The 14839-nt window shown below is 58.0% G+C and carries 18 protein-coding genes and 1 pseudogene; 6 read left to right on the top strand and 13 right to left on the bottom strand.

The features are described 5' to 3' along the window. Positions 1-334 precede the first annotated feature (334 nt). Positions 335-1456 (top strand): acyltransferase, encoded by a 1122-nt coding sequence (locus IVB07_RS11980; protein WP_026232836.1) that lies wholly within the window; start codon positions 335-337, stop codon positions 1454-1456. Between the two features lie 54 nt (positions 1457-1510). Here IVB07_RS11980 and IVB07_RS11975 read toward each other — a convergent pair whose 3' ends face one another. Further along, the gene (locus tag IVB07_RS11975; RefSeq protein ID WP_157642927.1) at positions 1511-1651 is read right to left on the bottom strand and encodes a hypothetical protein; all 141 of its coding nucleotides are present in this window, start codon (positions 1649-1651) and stop codon (positions 1511-1513) included. A gap of 215 nt (positions 1652-1866) precedes the next feature. Between IVB07_RS11975 and IVB07_RS11970 the strand changes: the two genes are divergently transcribed. Further along, positions 1867-2802, top strand: a complete 936-nt coding sequence (locus tag IVB07_RS11970; protein WP_247296969.1) for a phosphatase PAP2 family protein — start codon at positions 1867-1869, stop codon at positions 2800-2802. 208 nt (positions 2803-3010) lie between these two features. Here IVB07_RS11970 and IVB07_RS11965 read toward each other — a convergent pair whose 3' ends face one another. Further along, positions 3011-3319: a hypothetical protein gene (locus tag IVB07_RS11965; protein ID WP_018460205.1), complete on the bottom strand. Its 309-nt coding sequence runs from the start codon at positions 3317-3319 to the stop codon at positions 3011-3013. Positions 3320-3613: 294 nt separating this feature from the next. On the opposite strand from IVB07_RS11965, the gene IVB07_RS11960 reads away from it, so the two are divergent. Further along, a complete protein-coding gene (locus IVB07_RS11960) occupies positions 3614-4681 on the top strand; it encodes an acyltransferase (protein WP_256470637.1) in 1068 nt (355 codons plus the stop codon). Positions 4682-5277: 596 nt separating this feature from the next. On the opposite strand, the gene IVB07_RS11955 is transcribed toward IVB07_RS11960, so the two are convergent. From IVB07_RS11955 to IVB07_RS11930, 6 genes are all read right to left on the bottom strand, one after another. Next, entirely contained in the window at positions 5278-5685 is a 408-nt protein-coding gene (locus IVB07_RS11955; RefSeq protein ID WP_247338217.1) for a hypothetical protein, read from the bottom strand. 58 nt (positions 5686-5743) lie between these two features. Continuing rightward, complete coding sequence (locus IVB07_RS11950; RefSeq protein ID WP_018460208.1) at positions 5744-5965, bottom strand: hypothetical protein; 222 nt, start codon at positions 5963-5965, stop codon at positions 5744-5746. 1127 nt (positions 5966-7092) lie between these two features. After that, complete coding sequence (locus IVB07_RS11945) at positions 7093-7596, bottom strand: hypothetical protein (protein WP_157643149.1); 504 nt, start codon at positions 7594-7596, stop codon at positions 7093-7095. A gap of 106 nt (positions 7597-7702) precedes the next feature. Continuing rightward, positions 7703-7930, bottom strand: coding sequence for a hypothetical protein (locus IVB07_RS11940; RefSeq protein WP_026233969.1), 228 nt, complete (start codon positions 7928-7930; stop codon positions 7703-7705). A 276-nt stretch (positions 7931-8206) separates the two neighbouring features. Further along, complete coding sequence (locus IVB07_RS11935; protein ID WP_018460212.1) at positions 8207-8695, bottom strand: hypothetical protein; 489 nt, start codon at positions 8693-8695, stop codon at positions 8207-8209. Between the two features lie 330 nt (positions 8696-9025). Beyond that, positions 9026-10582, bottom strand: a complete 1557-nt coding sequence (locus tag IVB07_RS11930) for an ISL3 family transposase (protein ID WP_247767650.1) — start codon at positions 10580-10582, stop codon at positions 9026-9028. Between the two features lie 93 nt (positions 10583-10675). On the opposite strand from IVB07_RS11930, the pseudogene IVB07_RS11925 reads away from it, so the two are divergent. Then, positions 10676-10867, top strand: a pseudogene (locus IVB07_RS11925) (cytochrome c); the annotation flags it as partial. Positions 10868-11054: 187 nt separating this feature from the next. Here IVB07_RS11925 and IVB07_RS11920 read toward each other — a convergent pair. The 3 genes from IVB07_RS11920 to IVB07_RS11910 form a co-directional block, all read right to left on the bottom strand. Further along, positions 11055-11396, bottom strand: coding sequence for a phasin (locus IVB07_RS11920; protein WP_018456669.1), 342 nt, complete (start codon positions 11394-11396; stop codon positions 11055-11057). A gap of 131 nt (positions 11397-11527) precedes the next feature. After that, on the bottom strand, positions 11528-11713 hold the full coding sequence (locus IVB07_RS11915) for a hypothetical protein (RefSeq protein ID WP_247297873.1): 186 nt from the start codon (positions 11711-11713) through the stop codon (positions 11528-11530). A gap of 311 nt (positions 11714-12024) precedes the next feature. Then, positions 12025-12225, bottom strand: a complete 201-nt coding sequence (locus IVB07_RS11910; RefSeq protein ID WP_247338215.1) for a hypothetical protein — start codon at positions 12223-12225, stop codon at positions 12025-12027. Positions 12226-12468: 243 nt separating this feature from the next. Between IVB07_RS11910 and IVB07_RS11905 the strand changes: the two genes are divergently transcribed. After that, positions 12469-12825: a hypothetical protein gene (locus IVB07_RS11905; RefSeq protein ID WP_247452796.1), complete on the top strand. Its 357-nt coding sequence runs from the start codon at positions 12469-12471 to the stop codon at positions 12823-12825. Positions 12826-12865: 40 nt separating this feature from the next. Here IVB07_RS11905 and IVB07_RS11900 read toward each other — a convergent pair whose 3' ends face one another. Together IVB07_RS11900 and IVB07_RS11895 are read right to left on the bottom strand one after the other, a co-directional pair. Beyond that, complete coding sequence (locus IVB07_RS11900; RefSeq protein WP_247452794.1) at positions 12866-13435, bottom strand: hypothetical protein; 570 nt, start codon at positions 13433-13435, stop codon at positions 12866-12868. A gap of 46 nt (positions 13436-13481) precedes the next feature. Then, entirely contained in the window at positions 13482-14009 is a 528-nt protein-coding gene (locus IVB07_RS11895; protein WP_247338212.1) for a GcrA family cell cycle regulator, read from the bottom strand. A 165-nt stretch (positions 14010-14174) separates the two neighbouring features. Between IVB07_RS11895 and IVB07_RS11890 the strand changes: the two genes are divergently transcribed. After that, complete coding sequence (locus IVB07_RS11890) at positions 14175-14783, top strand: S24 family peptidase (protein WP_007612810.1); 609 nt, start codon at positions 14175-14177, stop codon at positions 14781-14783. The last annotated feature ends 56 nt before the right edge of the window (positions 14784-14839 follow it).

Genomic DNA, 14839 nt, shown 5'->3' with positions numbered 1-14839 from the left:
CCGGCTGAATTTGCGCGCATGGCCCATAGCGGCCCAATCGCGGAATGGTGCGCAAGGGCAGCTTTTAGCCCTTCGCTACCGTTGACGTGGAGCCGCGGCATGTCGGTTTAGAGGGCAGACCGGAAGTTTACAATGGAGCGCCGGACCGGCGCTTTTGACTGATTGCGGACATTTTTAGGAGCCGAGTAACGGGTTAGACCTACAGTTGACCGATTTCGAGAACCGAAGCAGCTTTCGTGAGAACCTGGCCTTAAACGTTAGTTACTTTGCTCATCTATCTCTAAGACGCAAAGCCACTTGGGTTTCCGCACGTTTCGATAGTTGAGGGTCACAATTGAGGTCATCATCCGGCTTGCACTTCATCGGGCTTGACCACGTTCGGGCAGTGGCGGTGCTCATGGTGTTCGCTTGGCACTTCACGCATGCCACTGGTGGTTATCCTGGGACGTTCGAGGGCGCCCCAGCTGTGTTTCCGCTGGCCCTATTTGATGAAGGTCACACGGGAGTGGCGCTGTTCATGGTGCTTAGCGGATATCTTTTCGCGAAATTGCTTGACGGAAAATCGATAAACTACCTTGCATTTTTCTGGAACCGTTTCATCCGGCTCGCACCCCTCCTAGTCCTCGTCCTCATCCTAGTTGGGATCAGCAGGTATGCGGTGGGCGAGAGCCTAGGTGTATACGTCGCCAATATGGTCAGCGGATTCGTCGTCCCCGCTTGGCCGAATGGCGGATGGTCCATCACGGTCGAAATGCATTTCTACATCGCGTTACCCCTCCTGATCTACATGAGCAGGCGCCACAAGTGGGCGCCAGTCGTCTTCGTGGCGGCAGCGATGGCCCTGCGCTCCATCATCTTCCTGATGCTCGGGGAAATCGAATACTTCGCGTACTACACGATCATTGGCCGCATAGACCAGTTCGCTTTGGGCATCACCGCGTTCAGCTATCGTCACATTTTCACCGGAAGGCATTTTTCCGCCGTCGGGATACTCACAGCGTTCACTATTGGGTTCTGGAATTTCGACCTTGCCGGAGGCTTCTACGGAACAGAGCGCAATCCGCTGTGGATAATCCTCCCTACCGCCGAAGCCGTCACCTACTCATCGCTTATTGCCTACTATGACACGAGCTTCAAGCTGGGAAGCGCTGGCATTTCATGGGCGTTCTCGAAGATCGGCGAATATAGCTATTCGATCTACCTGCTGCATACGTTCTTCGTGTTCCAACTAGCGGAATTCGTTCAACGCCACTTCATGGACATCTCTAACTTCTACGTTGCGCTCGCGTGGTCATTCGCCTGTTTCACCCTGATGATTCCGATCGGGGTCATCAGTTTCACTTACGTGGAAGCGCCTTTTCTTCGGCTTCGTCGGGTCTATACAAAGCCAAATACACAAGTCTCGCTCAGTATAGCGGCAGCGGCGCTACGTAGCGATCAGACGTCGTCGTGCTGATGTATGCTCCGGAACGCGTTCCCTCGAGCAGTCTGATCGGCGCCAGCTTTCCCTTCAGCCCTTGTCCTGTTGCGCAGCCATGACCGTGGTCACCGGGCGAGCGGCATGCTTGTCCGGCGACTCCTCAGTCGACATACCGCTGATGCCGCACATGGCCCACAGCCGACCTGCCGCCAGCAGCCGTTCCAGGGCCACGGTGACTCGTACCTACGTGAGCCCCGCCGGGCCTACGGCCAGCCGATGATTCAATGCGAACAGGCGTAGTAAAATTTGATGAGCAGCGCGGAACCTACCGAGGCGCACACCCTGAACATGTACAAGCCGAATTAAGAAAGCATTAGATGAGCCTCAGGTATCGACAATCTAAGAGGGGTCAGGGATCCCAAACGATGCGATGGATGGACTGAGTGATGCGAAAGGGAGGCTTTGTCTTTGCCGTCTTGAATGCTTATCGAGGCAGCGAAATTCTGCGCTTATGGATCGCAATTGCAATTGTTGCAGCCGTCGACCTCATATGGCTTCGCGCCGCTGGGATGACGATGGCCATCGATCCGACGCAAGCAATTGCGTTCTGCGCTGCCGCTCTTCTCTCGTTTGTTTACACGAGGTTGAGGCCGGATCGGCGTATCGCTGAGCTTGCCACGGCTTTGGCTCAGATCATTGCCTTTACGGTCGTGGGCGCGATCCTGAGTTATCTAACCATCACGGCAAAGTTTCCGTTGGTCGATTCCCAGCTGGCCGGTGTCGACACCCTGCTGAAACTGAATTGGCTGGCTTTCTTTGAGTGGGTTGAGGTCAGACCAATTATCAAAGCGGTCCTCGCAGTCGCGTATCACAGCTGTATGCCGCAGGTCGCCATCTTGTTGGTGTGGTTGAGTGCGTGCGGGCGATTTGAAAGGATGCGAGAGTTTGTTTGGCTGTTCGTAACATCCCTCCTCGTGATTCTTCCGATCTCGTGGATACTGCCGGCAGCGAGCGCATGGGTATACTTCGGCGTCGTCGAACGCGTCGACGCGTACCATTTGATCGATTTTAATGCACTCCGAAGCGGCGAGATGACACGCATTTCGTTGACGCACGTGAATGGCCTGATCACATTTCCTTCGTTCCACGCTGCGCTGGCCATAATACTTATATACGCCAGTCGAGGCGTGAAGATGCTTTTCCCGCTATACTTTGTCTTGAACATGGTGATGCTTGCTGCAACACCTACTGTCGGCGGTCATTATTTCATTGATGTCATCGCTGGCGCGGGTGTCGTTCTCTGCCTCGCTTGCCTTCGACAGCTTCGCTGGGGCGTTTTGTTTGCGCGATGGAACACCTCGCCATCTCACGCGGCCGGATAGTAATCCACGCCCTGCAAGCGACAGAGCGATTTGTCTTGGCAGAGGTCAAGCAGATTGAAGTCCACTTGTGGCCCATCAGCGAAGTCGTGGCGCGCCATATTGAGGTCTGCTCAGCGAGGCATGGCGGACTAGATTTGCTCACGTCCAGTTCTTCGCCTTTTGACCGATTCTGTTGAAAAAGTCTTTTGTAGCTCGGGTGTCAATTTTTTTAGGGCCGTCCCCGTGAGCGGATTTTGATGTTGCCGTCAACGCAGAAGAGCTGCGGCACGCGGCCGGCGGCATCAAGCGTGATCGGCTTCGGCCAGGCTAGGGTGAGAGCCGTGTCTTGGTAGCAGTTCTGAGGGGCGGATGTGGTGCCAGCTTGAATAAGGAAGAGCTTTCCACCTCCAAGCGGCTTTGCGAACTCGTCAAGCTGCTGCATCATTGAGATGCCGGAGATCGTTCCCGCGGCAAATGCAGAAGATTCGGCCATGAGCCGGCCGCAAACTATGAGGCCAAACCGCAGGAGCGCGCGCATCAAGTGTCGGAGGAAGGATCAACCTTTCGTTCGAGATCCGCGACGGACAAACTGCGGACTTTGAAGAGTTTCAGAGATTTGCAAAGATTTCGAACAAGGACGTGCACTCATAAGATCTGTCACCCTCGCCGGAGTACGCCCTTACGAATAAAAAGAGCAGCCAAGGGAGGTAACCCAACGACCATTCCCGCAAGGTTGTCGCTCTGGTCCGAACTTTGCTCCTCCATCTCCTCGGGCAGTCCTCTCGTCACAGCCTTGACGAAGCCTTAACGTTGCCCGACTAAAATCCGTTGAGTGGGCAGCCTCAGATTATTCCTAGCACTCGCCGTTGCATTGAGCCATTTCAAGATCCCCCTTGAAATGCCCACCAGCGATGTTGCAGTCCAATGCTTTTTCGTCGTTTCTGGATTCTATATGGCGCTGGTCCTCAATGAGAAGTACCCGCCTGGCTCATATTGGCTGTTCATTTCAAATCGCGTGCTCAGGCTTTGGCCGACTTACCTTATGGTGTTGGTCGCATCTTTTGGAGTCGCCAGGAATTGGTGGCCGATTGCGTCCCTAGATTTCATTAGTATCGCCTATTTCCTTGTCTCACAGATTTTCGTCGTCGGACAGGAAAGCTACTTCTTCCTGTTCGCGGATCATGACGCTCTGCGTTTTTCTCTCCATGCGGCCGATACACCCACCATCCTCTTTAAATTTTCACCGGTTCCCCAGGCTTGGACGCTCGCGCTAGAAATTTATTTCTACTTAGTCGCGCCATTTATCGTGCGAAGGGGCCCCTTGGTTGTCGGGGCAGCAATTGTCGCGAGCATTCTTTTGAGATTGACACTGCTTTGGGGTTTCGATTTCGGCAGAGATCCATGGACTTGTCGGTTTTTTCCGTCCGAGTTGGCTCTGTTCCTGGCTGGCTCGCTTGGCTACTACGCGTCTGCGTCGCGAGGCGAAGCGGAACGCAAGCGCGCCAATGCCGGACGGCTCCTGCTGATTATCCCTTTGCTCGCCGGCCTGGCCTGCAGCGAGTGGAATGGCATTTCACGACTGATGTCGTTGACAATTTTGGGGGCCGTCATCATTGGCATACCCCGTCTGTTCGAACTTACCAGAAACGTCGCGTGGGACCGATATCTCGGCGAGCTGTCCTACCCGCTTTACATCTGCCACTTCCTGGTTGGGTGGATCACATTGCCGGAAACCGTTGCGAGCGCGTACGGATCGCTGGCCTTATCGCTCGTTGTTTCGATGGCGTTTTACCGATGGGTGGAATGCCCGATTGACCATTGGCGACAGAGCCGGTTTGAACGAACGCGGCAGGCGACAAATAGGGCACTCCTGTTGAAGGCGGTCTCGTCGAGCACTTAGATCGTTTGGACCAAGCCAGGCACTGCCCGATGTCCGCTAGACTGTATGTCCCCTCCATAAAATGAGGCGACTCACCCTCGATGTTGCGACGAGGGTTTACGATCCGCTACAGAGGAGCTGGGGCGCACAAGGGAGCAAACTATTCGGCTCACGTTCTCGGACATCGAGGAAATTCTCGGGAGGCCGTTACCGCCGTCAGCTTACAAGTTCAGTGCCTGGTGAGAAAATGAGAGTTCGCGCAAAGCGGGGCACACGCAGGCCATGGCGTGGCTGCAGGCAGGCTTCGCGGCCAGAGTTTCTCTGAAACAGCGGGCGGTGAAATTCCATCGAGCCTGAAGGCTTTCACGTCGCGCCACCTTTGTGTCGAGCTTTCCCGCGCGTCCGGGCAGCGTCACTCGAGGGAGCAATCCGAAGGCGGCGGACTGTTCTAGCCCTCCCGCAGCCCTTCGGCTCTTCGGCCCTTTTCATCAGGGCTGCGTTCAAGCAAACGAGGTGCAGAACTGCATTCTTTGAGACAAGATAGCTCCCGTTCGAACGCCTCAGTCTTCGGCTATCGATCAGGCCTGATGGCGGCATACTCGACACACGACGAACTTCTAGCCCCGGGGACAGGCGTACCCCCGAGCTCCTAGCCTCTGCGGGGCAACGCCTGGGAGGCGCAACCCTAGCGGTCCCGGGAAGCTGTTGGCGATGCCCAACGCGCGGTTCTCGTCGGTTTCGAGAGCTATTTTCTGGGCAAGCATGACGTCGCCCTGAGCCAAGCCACCTAACGGGACGAAGCAGCGCCCCGTTCCGAGCCGCCCGTATTCGTCTATCTCGTTGACGTTGGCGGACGTGCCGCGTCGGATTCGGTACCGCTTCCCAGTGTCGCATCCCACGACGTCGAAATATCCCTTCCTGTCAAAGTCCGCCCTCTGCTGAGGTGAAAGCCAAGAACGAAGGAGGCGTAGCGCACGAGCGTGAATCGTTTTCTCGTCCTTGGATGCTTCATAGAGCTTGCCAATACAGAGGCTACGAAGGGGCCACCGGCTGACTCGAGCTAAGTTCCTCTTCACCTGGCCATCACCCACCGACGAGCCGCGGAAAAAACAATGTCTCTTCGGCGGTCGGATCAAACGTGGTGATCCTGGTTACCTCCTCCGGGCTACTCCGCACCGCTGCAGTGTATCCTTTCCCGGTGAATTCCAGAAAACGTCTCTCCGCCTCCGCCAGAGCATCACCGCTGGAGTTGTCGAAGAAGTAGCGGCTGTCGCCGCTGTGATCCATGACGATCTGCGTTGCCATGCTGAGGCTCCCGATTGCACTTCGGAAGGAATGTGAAAGTGCAGACCTCGTTCCTATTTTCGTAAGCGCCGAGATATTTTTAGTTGTGCGCCTCACTAGCCCGACTGTGTATTCCGCCTGGCACGACGGACAAGCGCTCGCTTCGTCAATGTCGCACGCGTGGACTGAGAACGATTGAGGAGCTGACAATGCCCGAGCGCGAGCGGGACGAGATCCACCAGCCCGGTGCGGCCTTTGCGGGCCGGTACGATTTCGGAGAGACGCCGGCGGCAATCAAGACGGCCGAGGGATTGGCCGGATGTGGCCCAGTGCCATGATACTTGCGCAGGGCGCGCCTGCGATGGAGAGATCCATCGCCAGGTCCGGGACGGCTCAACCACAGTCCGGAGGGGCGGGCGCCGTCCGTCGGGCGCAACTTCAAGAGCCGGCGGCGCCTGGGAGGGAGCAGGTCGGAGAAACCTGCCAGCGTCAAGGTCGCGGCACGTGGACGTTGCCGCATTCTGACCCGCATCTGCATTTCACTATGTGAATCAGGGTCGACGGTTGCGGCTCGCAAAAAGCGACCTCAGGCCGAGACCTGCGGCCGAGGTTACCTTCCCTCCACTGTTCCTGCGGTCAGAGGCTGCCTTAGGCAGGGCTGCCCGCGTAAACGGTCTCACCATTGTGAGCAGGACGGAGAACCGGCCTAGCGCATTCTGCTGAATCCGCAACGGCTTGCCGATGACCTAAAGCGGCCACCGCCCTAAACCCAAGCGCCCGACCCGGGCCGTCTTTCAACGAATCGTAGTATCGCAGTAAGCGCAATGCGTCCCTCGCCGTCTATGTGCCCGCCGATCGCCCATCGCGACGTCTATCTCAGCCGCTCTACGACAGGGCGCCCTTCCAAATAAGCGGGCTTACGCGGGCGGGGTTTTGCTGCTTCCGCGAGCCCGATGACGTGGCGCTATTCGACTTTCGGACTAAAGCCGTTTTGTGCGGGCTTGCTCCAGCCGCCCCGGTGACGCAGGAGGCCGATTTGCCGCCGTCGGATGCCATCTTCAGAGACTATTTATTGGGTCGGTCCAATCGAGCCGAGTGCGCCTCCGGCGTGAATGGCGCTCGTCGGCTCCTATCGTTGGACACCGTCATCAGTTCAGCTTGAAAAACGTCTGCCCTAGCCGCTCCTTGAGTGTTTCCAGTAACGACATTCTCGTATCAGGCGCCGCAGCTTGCGCTCCCGTTGCGGGTGCGGGAATAATATTCAACGGTTTCGCTGCTCGACGGTGAGAGACTTTTTTCGCGGATTCGCCTTTTGCCGTATGCTTCGGCTTCAAGACCTCGCCGCCTGATTTCGGAGTGACCGGCTTCCGGGCGACGTCAAGTTCGGAGAATGCGCTCTGCAGAGGCCGAGCAGATTGCACCGACGTCATTGATGTAGAAGGACTGATGTTCGACGGAGCCACAATGGTCGGCAAGCTGGTATCGATTATGACCCGTTCAGGCGCCCTCTCGGCTGAGCTGATCTTGATGGACGGTCGCTCTACGTCGCTGTTACCGGGGCCCATCGCCTGCTGCGGCAAGCACCAGCCGATAGCGATCAGCAACAGGACGAGAGCGCTGCCGACGAATCCGAAATACTTCATCAAAGGCACAGGCCGCCTCCGTTTGGCGACGACCTTGAGACCTCGATTGTTAGCAAAAAGCTAAAGGTAGATTAAAACAGAAGACATGGTTATCACGCATGCTGCGGCGCAGCGGCTATTTCGCCGGCGTTCGTGACTTCGATGCTGCATCGTAGATCTCGATCTTCAGCTTCGGATACTTGGCCGACAATTCAAGGGCCGCGTTAGTCGCGGCGTCCTGATCAAGAAATTCGGTCTTGAAACGACCATCGACGAGCATCGCATAACCGATAGCCGGCGCGAGGTCAGCACGCCGAACTTGGCTTGGTTGCGGACGTTCCAGGTGAAGGGTTGTTTTGTTCATTCCTTGCTTATCCGGTTGGAGAACGCCCTTGCTGCTGAGGCTCTCGCAAATCGCCGAATTGGATGCTCGCGGTCTCCCAACCGGCGTAAGCACAGAACAGGAGAACAAAAATTCGAAATGCAATCGACATGCCGCCCGCCTTTTCTTGTTGGTGACGACGGTACAAATAACGTCTTACGGGCAGCTTAGGAGAAAGGGTTTGCGCAAGGTATACGCCTGAGCGAGAAGCGAGGCTGGTTTGCCGAAGCCGCAGTCACATTTCTGTCGTTGTCGGTCCTATTCAGCATTCATAAATGAATTCGCTATCGTGACCAGGTGTACTGCGGCGGTGCCCAGCTGCTCCATTTCCTTGTCAGCAGTGTAGGCTGAAGCCGCTCGTCGATAGGCGATTGCAACCGTTGCGTATGCATCCGTGATCAGTACAGCTGAATGATCGTGCGCATCTTTTGCTTTCCGATTACGTACTTGGACGACTTTTGTCGCGGCCTGAGCGGTTAATTCAGCAAGCTTCTCGTTACTTAAGCTCGGATCATCAATACCAGGCTGACATGCAGAAGCCGCGCCGGCGATTGCCTGATAGTATTGGCGCTTTTGCCACTCATTGGCCGTCAGGTAACTCTGCAGCAGGCGGCGAGCCCTGCGTTCAAGCTGCTTTCGATCGCTTTTGATCTTTCGACGATCTGAGCTAAGCCAGCGGAGCATCGTCTGCCTATTCACTTCGGCGCCTAACGCAAAGATCAAGGGGCTATAAAGTTCCACCAGCACACTTGAGCCCGTTCGCCCAGCGCCGCCCGGACATAATCTTACATCCTGCCGGTCTAGCGAACAGGACGAATTCTACGATGGATCAAGAGAGGAAAGAGGTCGAAAGTAATTTGCCTCCATATTGCTTTGTCCGCCCTGCGAAGGGTGCGTGCCGTCAGGGTATAAAGCTCGGTTTGCGGCAGCGGAACAGGGCCCCCGGTTGGATCGGCAGCGTAATGTAGGACGAAGTCGCACCTTCCTTTGTCATTCGGCCTGCAATATTGACCCCCTAAGCCGGGGGATCGGCGTCCAAAATTGGCTCTGACGCATATTCGATGATCGTGTTTGTTTTTATGGCGCGCCAATCAGCCTAGCCTGAAGGAGATCGAGCTTAGCGCGCCCGTACATCTGCCGTTTGACCAGCTTGAGCTTAGTGATCTGCGCTTCCACTTGGCCATTGGACCATGGTTGCGTAATAGCGGCGTGCACCGCGCCCTTATCGTTGGCGATTCCATTCGCGAACGAGGCAATGAGGCTCCGCTTGGATTCTTCAATCCAAGGTTCGAGCTCGATCTCGGCCTTCCTTCGGATCATCGCGTGGAAGCGGCCAACGAGAGCTTGGGCATCGGCCAGCATAGGAACGTTTTGTTCGATGACCGCAAGCGTGACGGTCTCCGCCCTGGTTAGGTGGTCGCGCTTCGTCGTCATCAGCTGCGCTATCGTCCTGGCGGCGGGGACCTTCTGCAATTGTTGATGGCTGATAGTCTCGGCACGCCGCCGTCGCGTCGTCCATTCCGCCACCACGCGCAGCGATCCCTTGAAGCCTTGTCCCTTCAAGCGGCGCCAGAGCTCGGCACCGTTGCGACAGCCGCCTGACCACTGCGCGTCCAGGAACGGCAGATGCCCGTCCAGGGTGCTTTGACGGGTGCGGAACATATCCGTACCGCCGCCGCGGCTAATTTGGCGAACCAGATTGCGACTATGTCCTGTGCGGCGGACGATCTCCTTGAGCGGCACACCGTCGCTGACGAGAGCCGTAATTAAGGCATGGCTGTCCTGGCGCTGCAGATAGCCCTGATAGCGCAGCTTTTCCGCACAGGTCAGCAATTCCGGGTCGATCGTCGTCGCTCCGATTGCGGTTCGGATTCTGTTCATGGAGCGGCGCACCGCATGAAGGAAGGCCGCGCTCGCATTTTCCATCAGATGCCAGCGGTCGGCGACTTGGATGGCGTTCGGCAGCGCCTTGGCTGCTGCCTCGCCGTATCCACCACCGCGATCTCGCGACACAATGTTGATCGCTGGGTGCTTCGATAGCCACGCCCGAACGGTCGCAGTTTCCCGGTCGGGCAGCAGGGTAACGATCCGCCGGCGCTCCAAATCGCACACGATCGTCCCGTATCGATGGTTTCTCCGGAACGCCCAGTCATCGATGCCCACAACAAGCAATGGATCTGTCGGCATCGCCGCCCGCCGGCGGACCACCCGTAGCAAGGTATCGTTGCTAACGGGCAGCATGAGCCGCTTGGCGAAGCTTGCCGCCGGCCGGCCGCCCAGCGCCAACCCCAAGTGATGGACGATGTATTCCAGCCGTGCCGTCCGGCGCCGTCGAAGCGGAACGATGTCTTCTCCAAACCGCTCTGAGAAGATCCGCCGGCGGCAATGCGGCACCTCACATGTGAAGCGCCGCGTGAGCAATCGGAGGCGCACCTTTCTGCCCGCTGATGGCAAATCAGCCACGTGCCGGATGTAACGGCTATGGATTCGGCGCGATGCTGTCGTGCACAAAGGGCACTGGGCCTCCGTAGCCTCTGACCGAACAGCCAGAATAACCGAATCCTCTGAATCACTTACGCCATCAAACACCAAACCACTCGGTACGAGCGATGAAATTCGAAAGCCTGTCCGCATGGCGCTGATTCTCCGTTTGAGAACACAGTCGCCCGGCAAACTTCATCAGAAATGAGTCAGACCCAAATTTGAACGCCGATTGACACCAGCCGCCATGTCGTGGCGAACGGCCAGATCCAGGCGAGCGCCGACGTTCCCTCCTTCGCGTCCGTTGCGCGCAGGCCCGACTTCAGTTCAGAAAGACGCGCTTTTTTCCTGCTAGACCCGCACCCGAAGATGCCGAATTTCCCCTTGAGCCGGACTGAAGCCGGCGACATCGCGGCCTACATCGCATCGCTGCGTTAGCAGAGCGACCGATTGGTCAAGACACCTGCGACAGATGCAAATCCCTGCCTGAGAATCGACAGGGATCAGCGGAAAGGATGATGGGCGACGAATGAGGTCCATTCGACGGCCATCATGGACCGGCACCAGTGGCGATATTCACGCCGGACAAGTCCAATCTGTGGACGCGGCGTGAACACACCGAGAATCAGGACTTGTCCTTACCCGGTTGCATGAGACTGCCGGTCATCTGGCGCATGTGGTCTCCGGCACTGGTGAACTGGCTGCGCAGGAAATCCGATTGGATTCGCATCGCCTCCTGAAGGTCGGTCGCATGGACGAGCTTGCGAGCATGCTCGAACGCCGACTTCATGTTCTGCTCGGTGAAAGCGAGCGCCTGCTTCGACACGTCCGCCCCCGCGCCCGGAACGGTCGTCATCGACTTGGTGGCGGCTTCGAAAAACATGCCGAATGCCTTTTCCGCCTGGTCAATCGTCTTCTCGGCCAGGTCGCGCAGTTCGGCCGGAACTTCGAGCTTCGGTTCGATCATGGTCGCACTCCTCCCGTTTTCAGAACTGAATACCACACTTGCCGGATCGCCTGCCAGCGTCCAGCCCCGGGGAAGTCGTCGCTTGGCGGCCGGCTTTGGCAGGAAATCGTAAGGCGGGCGCGCGGGCCGGCTCAGGAAAGGGGGTGTTCGGGGAGGGTTTCTTCGGTGGCGAGGTCTTCGACGAGCTTGATGACCTCGAAACGCTGCCGGGGCGCGAGCTTCAGAAAGGCGCGGAGCAGGCGCAGGCTTTCGACGGTGCCGCTTGCGGGCGCGCCGAGCTTGAGGTGCAGCTCAGCTGCGAAATCGAGGTTCTTCATCTCGCACCTATGACAAGCATCGGACTTCGTGATCCAACATCGAGGTCCCAACTAAGAACCCAACTAAGAACCCAACGCCATAACCGGATGCCATAACCGGATGCCATGGCGACGGCGCGCCTTCGGCCGGGGGGAAGCCCGGTGTGTTCGCACGCCGAGCTACATGTGCAAGCGCGCACCTGAATAGGTTGTAACTATGTCAAGAAACAACCCGTCCGGCAAGCCCAACGGTTGGCGCAGCGATGCTTCGTCTGCATCGCACCACGGCAATTCCGGATAACAGGAATAGGGCCCGCCGTCACCCACCTGCGTCAAGAAGCGTCATCGATCAGGCATACAGCCTCGATTGCCGTCAATCGACGCTGCGTTTCGTGTTGTTTCGGATGTGAATGGACGTTGGTGGACGCGAACCAGTGCTTCTTCAGCGTATACACGTAATTGTTGAGTCTGGCGTCGGCGGTTGTATCGTCGACGAAATAGGCGTCGATCTCGCGCTGTGGATCGGCAGCCACAGCGGGGCCTTCTGACCAAGAGACAAACTATTACGTTTGGATTTCATTCAAACCCGTCCCCTCGAGCTCTTGGACTTGGACCCGCCTCTTCGCATCAGGATTCATCGGGCCCCATTTGTTTCCGGCCGTGAACTGTTTTCGAGGAGCAAACGACAAAGCGGTGGCGTAACAGTCACGCAGATCACGGGCGCCGTGGCCGATGCATTGATCGATTCGGGCGCCCCAGCACCAAAGGACGACGGCATGCTTTCTCGCTGCGATCTCATCAAGGGCGCCGCAGTCGCGCTTCTCACCTTCTCGACACAAAGCGCGTGGGCGCAGGAGACCAGGATGAACCTGTTCAAGATCGTCACCATCAAGGACGAAATCGTCGTCGGATTGTCGACGGAGGAGCTTCAGGTCCTCGGCGGCAATGATGCGAGCGCCGTTGCACATGCTCTGGCACAGAAGGGCGATCTCACCGTCTGGCAATACAACGTGCATCGCGGTCCGAACGGCGAATTGCAGCAGGCGCCGACCGCCAGAATCGGCCTTTTGGCCAACGCGTCGCTGCGGGTCGAGCCCTATGCCACGACCTACCAGATCCTACCGCATCCCTAAGCAGCGGACCGGCGCGCCCACGACCGTGATCGCGGCGTTGTCATCTTCGTTGCCCTGCACGCCCCGTTTCCGTCGCAAAGCCATAGATCAGTGCCAGCCGGTCCAGGCATTCACGGAAACGTCGGGCAAAATAGTCGATCCAGCGCTGCGTACGGACGGCGCGACGCTGGCCGATCTCGTCCATGGTCAGGCCTAGCACCAACACGTCGTGCACTAGCGCGGCACCGTCTGTGCCGAGTTCGCGCTCGATCCGGTTCAGCCGCAGCACCGCCTGGCGTTGGCTCTCGGTGACCGGCTCGCGCATGCGCGCGCCATCGACATATTCACGAGTCGGGTCCATTGCCTGAGGGCCTCGCTCGGCTTTCTCCCAATCGTCCTGGAAGGCGCGCCCGCCGCGATACTGCGCCTCGTCGATCTGACGGTGCGCATGCAGCCGGCCGAGCGGATCGCTGCGGATCGACCGCACGGCCATAATCTTCTCGCCGGGGTCGAGCGCCAGCGGATTGTCCACCTCGACTTCCGCCACCTCCGCATTGAACGGAATCTCACGTGAGCGTCGGTCGTGGACATTCGCCAGTTTAAAGGACCTGTTGCGTCGGACACGTGCCACTCGGATACTCCTTGCGAAATTGACGATTGAACGGACGGTCGTCAGGTCACGCGGCAGAGACCAGCCTCAGCACGGCGGGACCGGCGACGCGGGCGGATCCAGCTCCGGCGCGGCGCGTCAGGCGCGCATGCGGCGTGCAATAGCTCGAGCCCGGCTCACTTGGATGGCCGCAGAAGGTAATCTCCTCCCCGTCCTTGTCGCCGCCATAGGGATAGCGACAGTCCTCGGCAGCGAGTTCGACCAACGGGACCAGGCGCGGCTGGACGCCGACGCAGCGCAATTTGACCTGCGCGGCAGGCTTTCTCGCAGATTTCGGCGGCAGGTTCAGTAACGCGGGACGGTGCGGGAGGATAAGACAGGCTCCAGACGGCAGCACCGGCACGATCGACGGACTCGTCATCCGCACCTGCACGATCAGCCCGAGCCGCTTGGCACGGCCGACCACCGCGCTGCGCGTGTAAGCCGTTCCAAACCTTGCGTTAATCTGTCTTCCGATCTCCGTATAAGACATTCCCTTGAGAAAATAGTCGCGAAGCGCGTCGGAGTGCTCCGACGGCCAATGGCCCGGTTCCATGCTGCTGTCCTGTGATGCGCCTCCTTCGATCGCACGATCGCGAAGCGGAGCCTACATTCCGGTATTCCGAAGTCAGAGTCAAGCAATAATTCTGATATTCATAATTGCATCAATTCCGAATTTCGGATTACAAGAGACGGACGATGGACAATCGAGGGAATCACCATGTTGGACGCTGCAATGATCGAACGGGGCCTGGAAAAGACGGGCAAGAGCAAGGGCGGCCTGGCGGCTGCCATGGGCGTACGCCCCGGCGCTGTCTCGGAGATCCTCGGCGGCGAACGCCTGGTGAAGGCTTCGGAAATCATTCCGATCATGGAATATCTCGAGCTCAATCTCGCGCCGATCATGGGCCGCGTCGGGGCCGGTGCCGTGATCGAGCCGGACTATGAGCAGGTTCCCCCCGAAGGCCTTGGCGACATCGCGCTGCCCTTTCCGATCATGGAGGAGACCATCGCATTCGAGATCGTGGGCGATTCGATGCTGCCCAAATACGAGAGCGGCGACGTAATCGTAGTCTACAAGGACCAGCGCCATCCCCTGTCGAGCTTCTACGGCGAGGAGGCCGTGGTCCGGCTCAAGACCGGCGAGCGCTATCTGAAGACCATCGAACGAGGCAAATCCCCCTCCGTCGTCAATCTCAGCAGCTTCAATGCCAAGCAGATCGTCGGCGTGAAACTAGAGTGGGTCGGCGAGATCTGCCTGTCCATGCCCAAGGGGCAGCTGGAGCGGCTGCGCGCCAAGTCGGCGCGCCCGCGCAAGAGGAGCAAGTAGGCTACAATTTCCGTTTTTACGAAATTCACCTTGACTTGATTCCGTTTTTCGGAAAT

Origin of the sequence: Bradyrhizobium sp. 172, from assembly GCF_023101065.1 — a bacterium.
In the GTDB taxonomy this organism is placed as follows: domain Bacteria; phylum Pseudomonadota; class Alphaproteobacteria; order Rhizobiales; family Xanthobacteraceae; genus Bradyrhizobium; species Bradyrhizobium canariense_D.
This window is presented reverse-complemented; position numbering and strand designations above follow the sequence as displayed.

What these genes read in the sequence shown, in the direction of transcription:
- IVB07_RS11905 (WP_247452796.1), top strand. Translation starts at nt 12,469, where the DNA reads ATGCTTTCTCGCTGCGATCTCATCAAGGGCGCCGCAGTCGCGCTTCTC.
- IVB07_RS11965 (WP_018460205.1), bottom strand. Translation starts at nt 3,319, where the DNA reads ATGCGCGCGCTCCTGCGGTTTGGCCTCATAGTTTGCGGCCGGCTCATG.
- IVB07_RS11915 (WP_247297873.1), bottom strand. Translation starts at nt 11,713, where the DNA reads ATGAAGAACCTCGATTTCGCAGCTGAGCTGCACCTCAAGCTCGGCGCG.
- IVB07_RS11970 (WP_247296969.1), top strand. Translation starts at nt 1,867, where the DNA reads ATGCGAAAGGGAGGCTTTGTCTTTGCCGTCTTGAATGCTTATCGAGGC.
- IVB07_RS11950 (WP_018460208.1), bottom strand. Translation starts at nt 5,965, where the DNA reads ATGGCAACGCAGATCGTCATGGATCACAGCGGCGACAGCCGCTACTTC.
- IVB07_RS11890 (WP_007612810.1), top strand. Translation starts at nt 14,175, where the DNA reads ATGTTGGACGCTGCAATGATCGAACGGGGCCTGGAAAAGACGGGCAAG.
- IVB07_RS11940 (WP_026233969.1), bottom strand. Translation starts at nt 7,930, where the DNA reads ATGAACAAAACAACCCTTCACCTGGAACGTCCGCAACCAAGCCAAGTT.
- IVB07_RS11895 (WP_247338212.1), bottom strand. Translation starts at nt 14,009, where the DNA reads ATGGAACCGGGCCATTGGCCGTCGGAGCACTCCGACGCGCTTCGCGAC.
- IVB07_RS11920 (WP_018456669.1), bottom strand. Translation starts at nt 11,396, where the DNA reads ATGATCGAACCGAAGCTCGAAGTTCCGGCCGAACTGCGCGACCTGGCC.
- IVB07_RS11930 (WP_247767650.1), bottom strand. Translation starts at nt 10,582, where the DNA reads ATGCGGACAGGCTTTCGAATTTCATCGCTCGTACCGAGTGGTTTGGTG.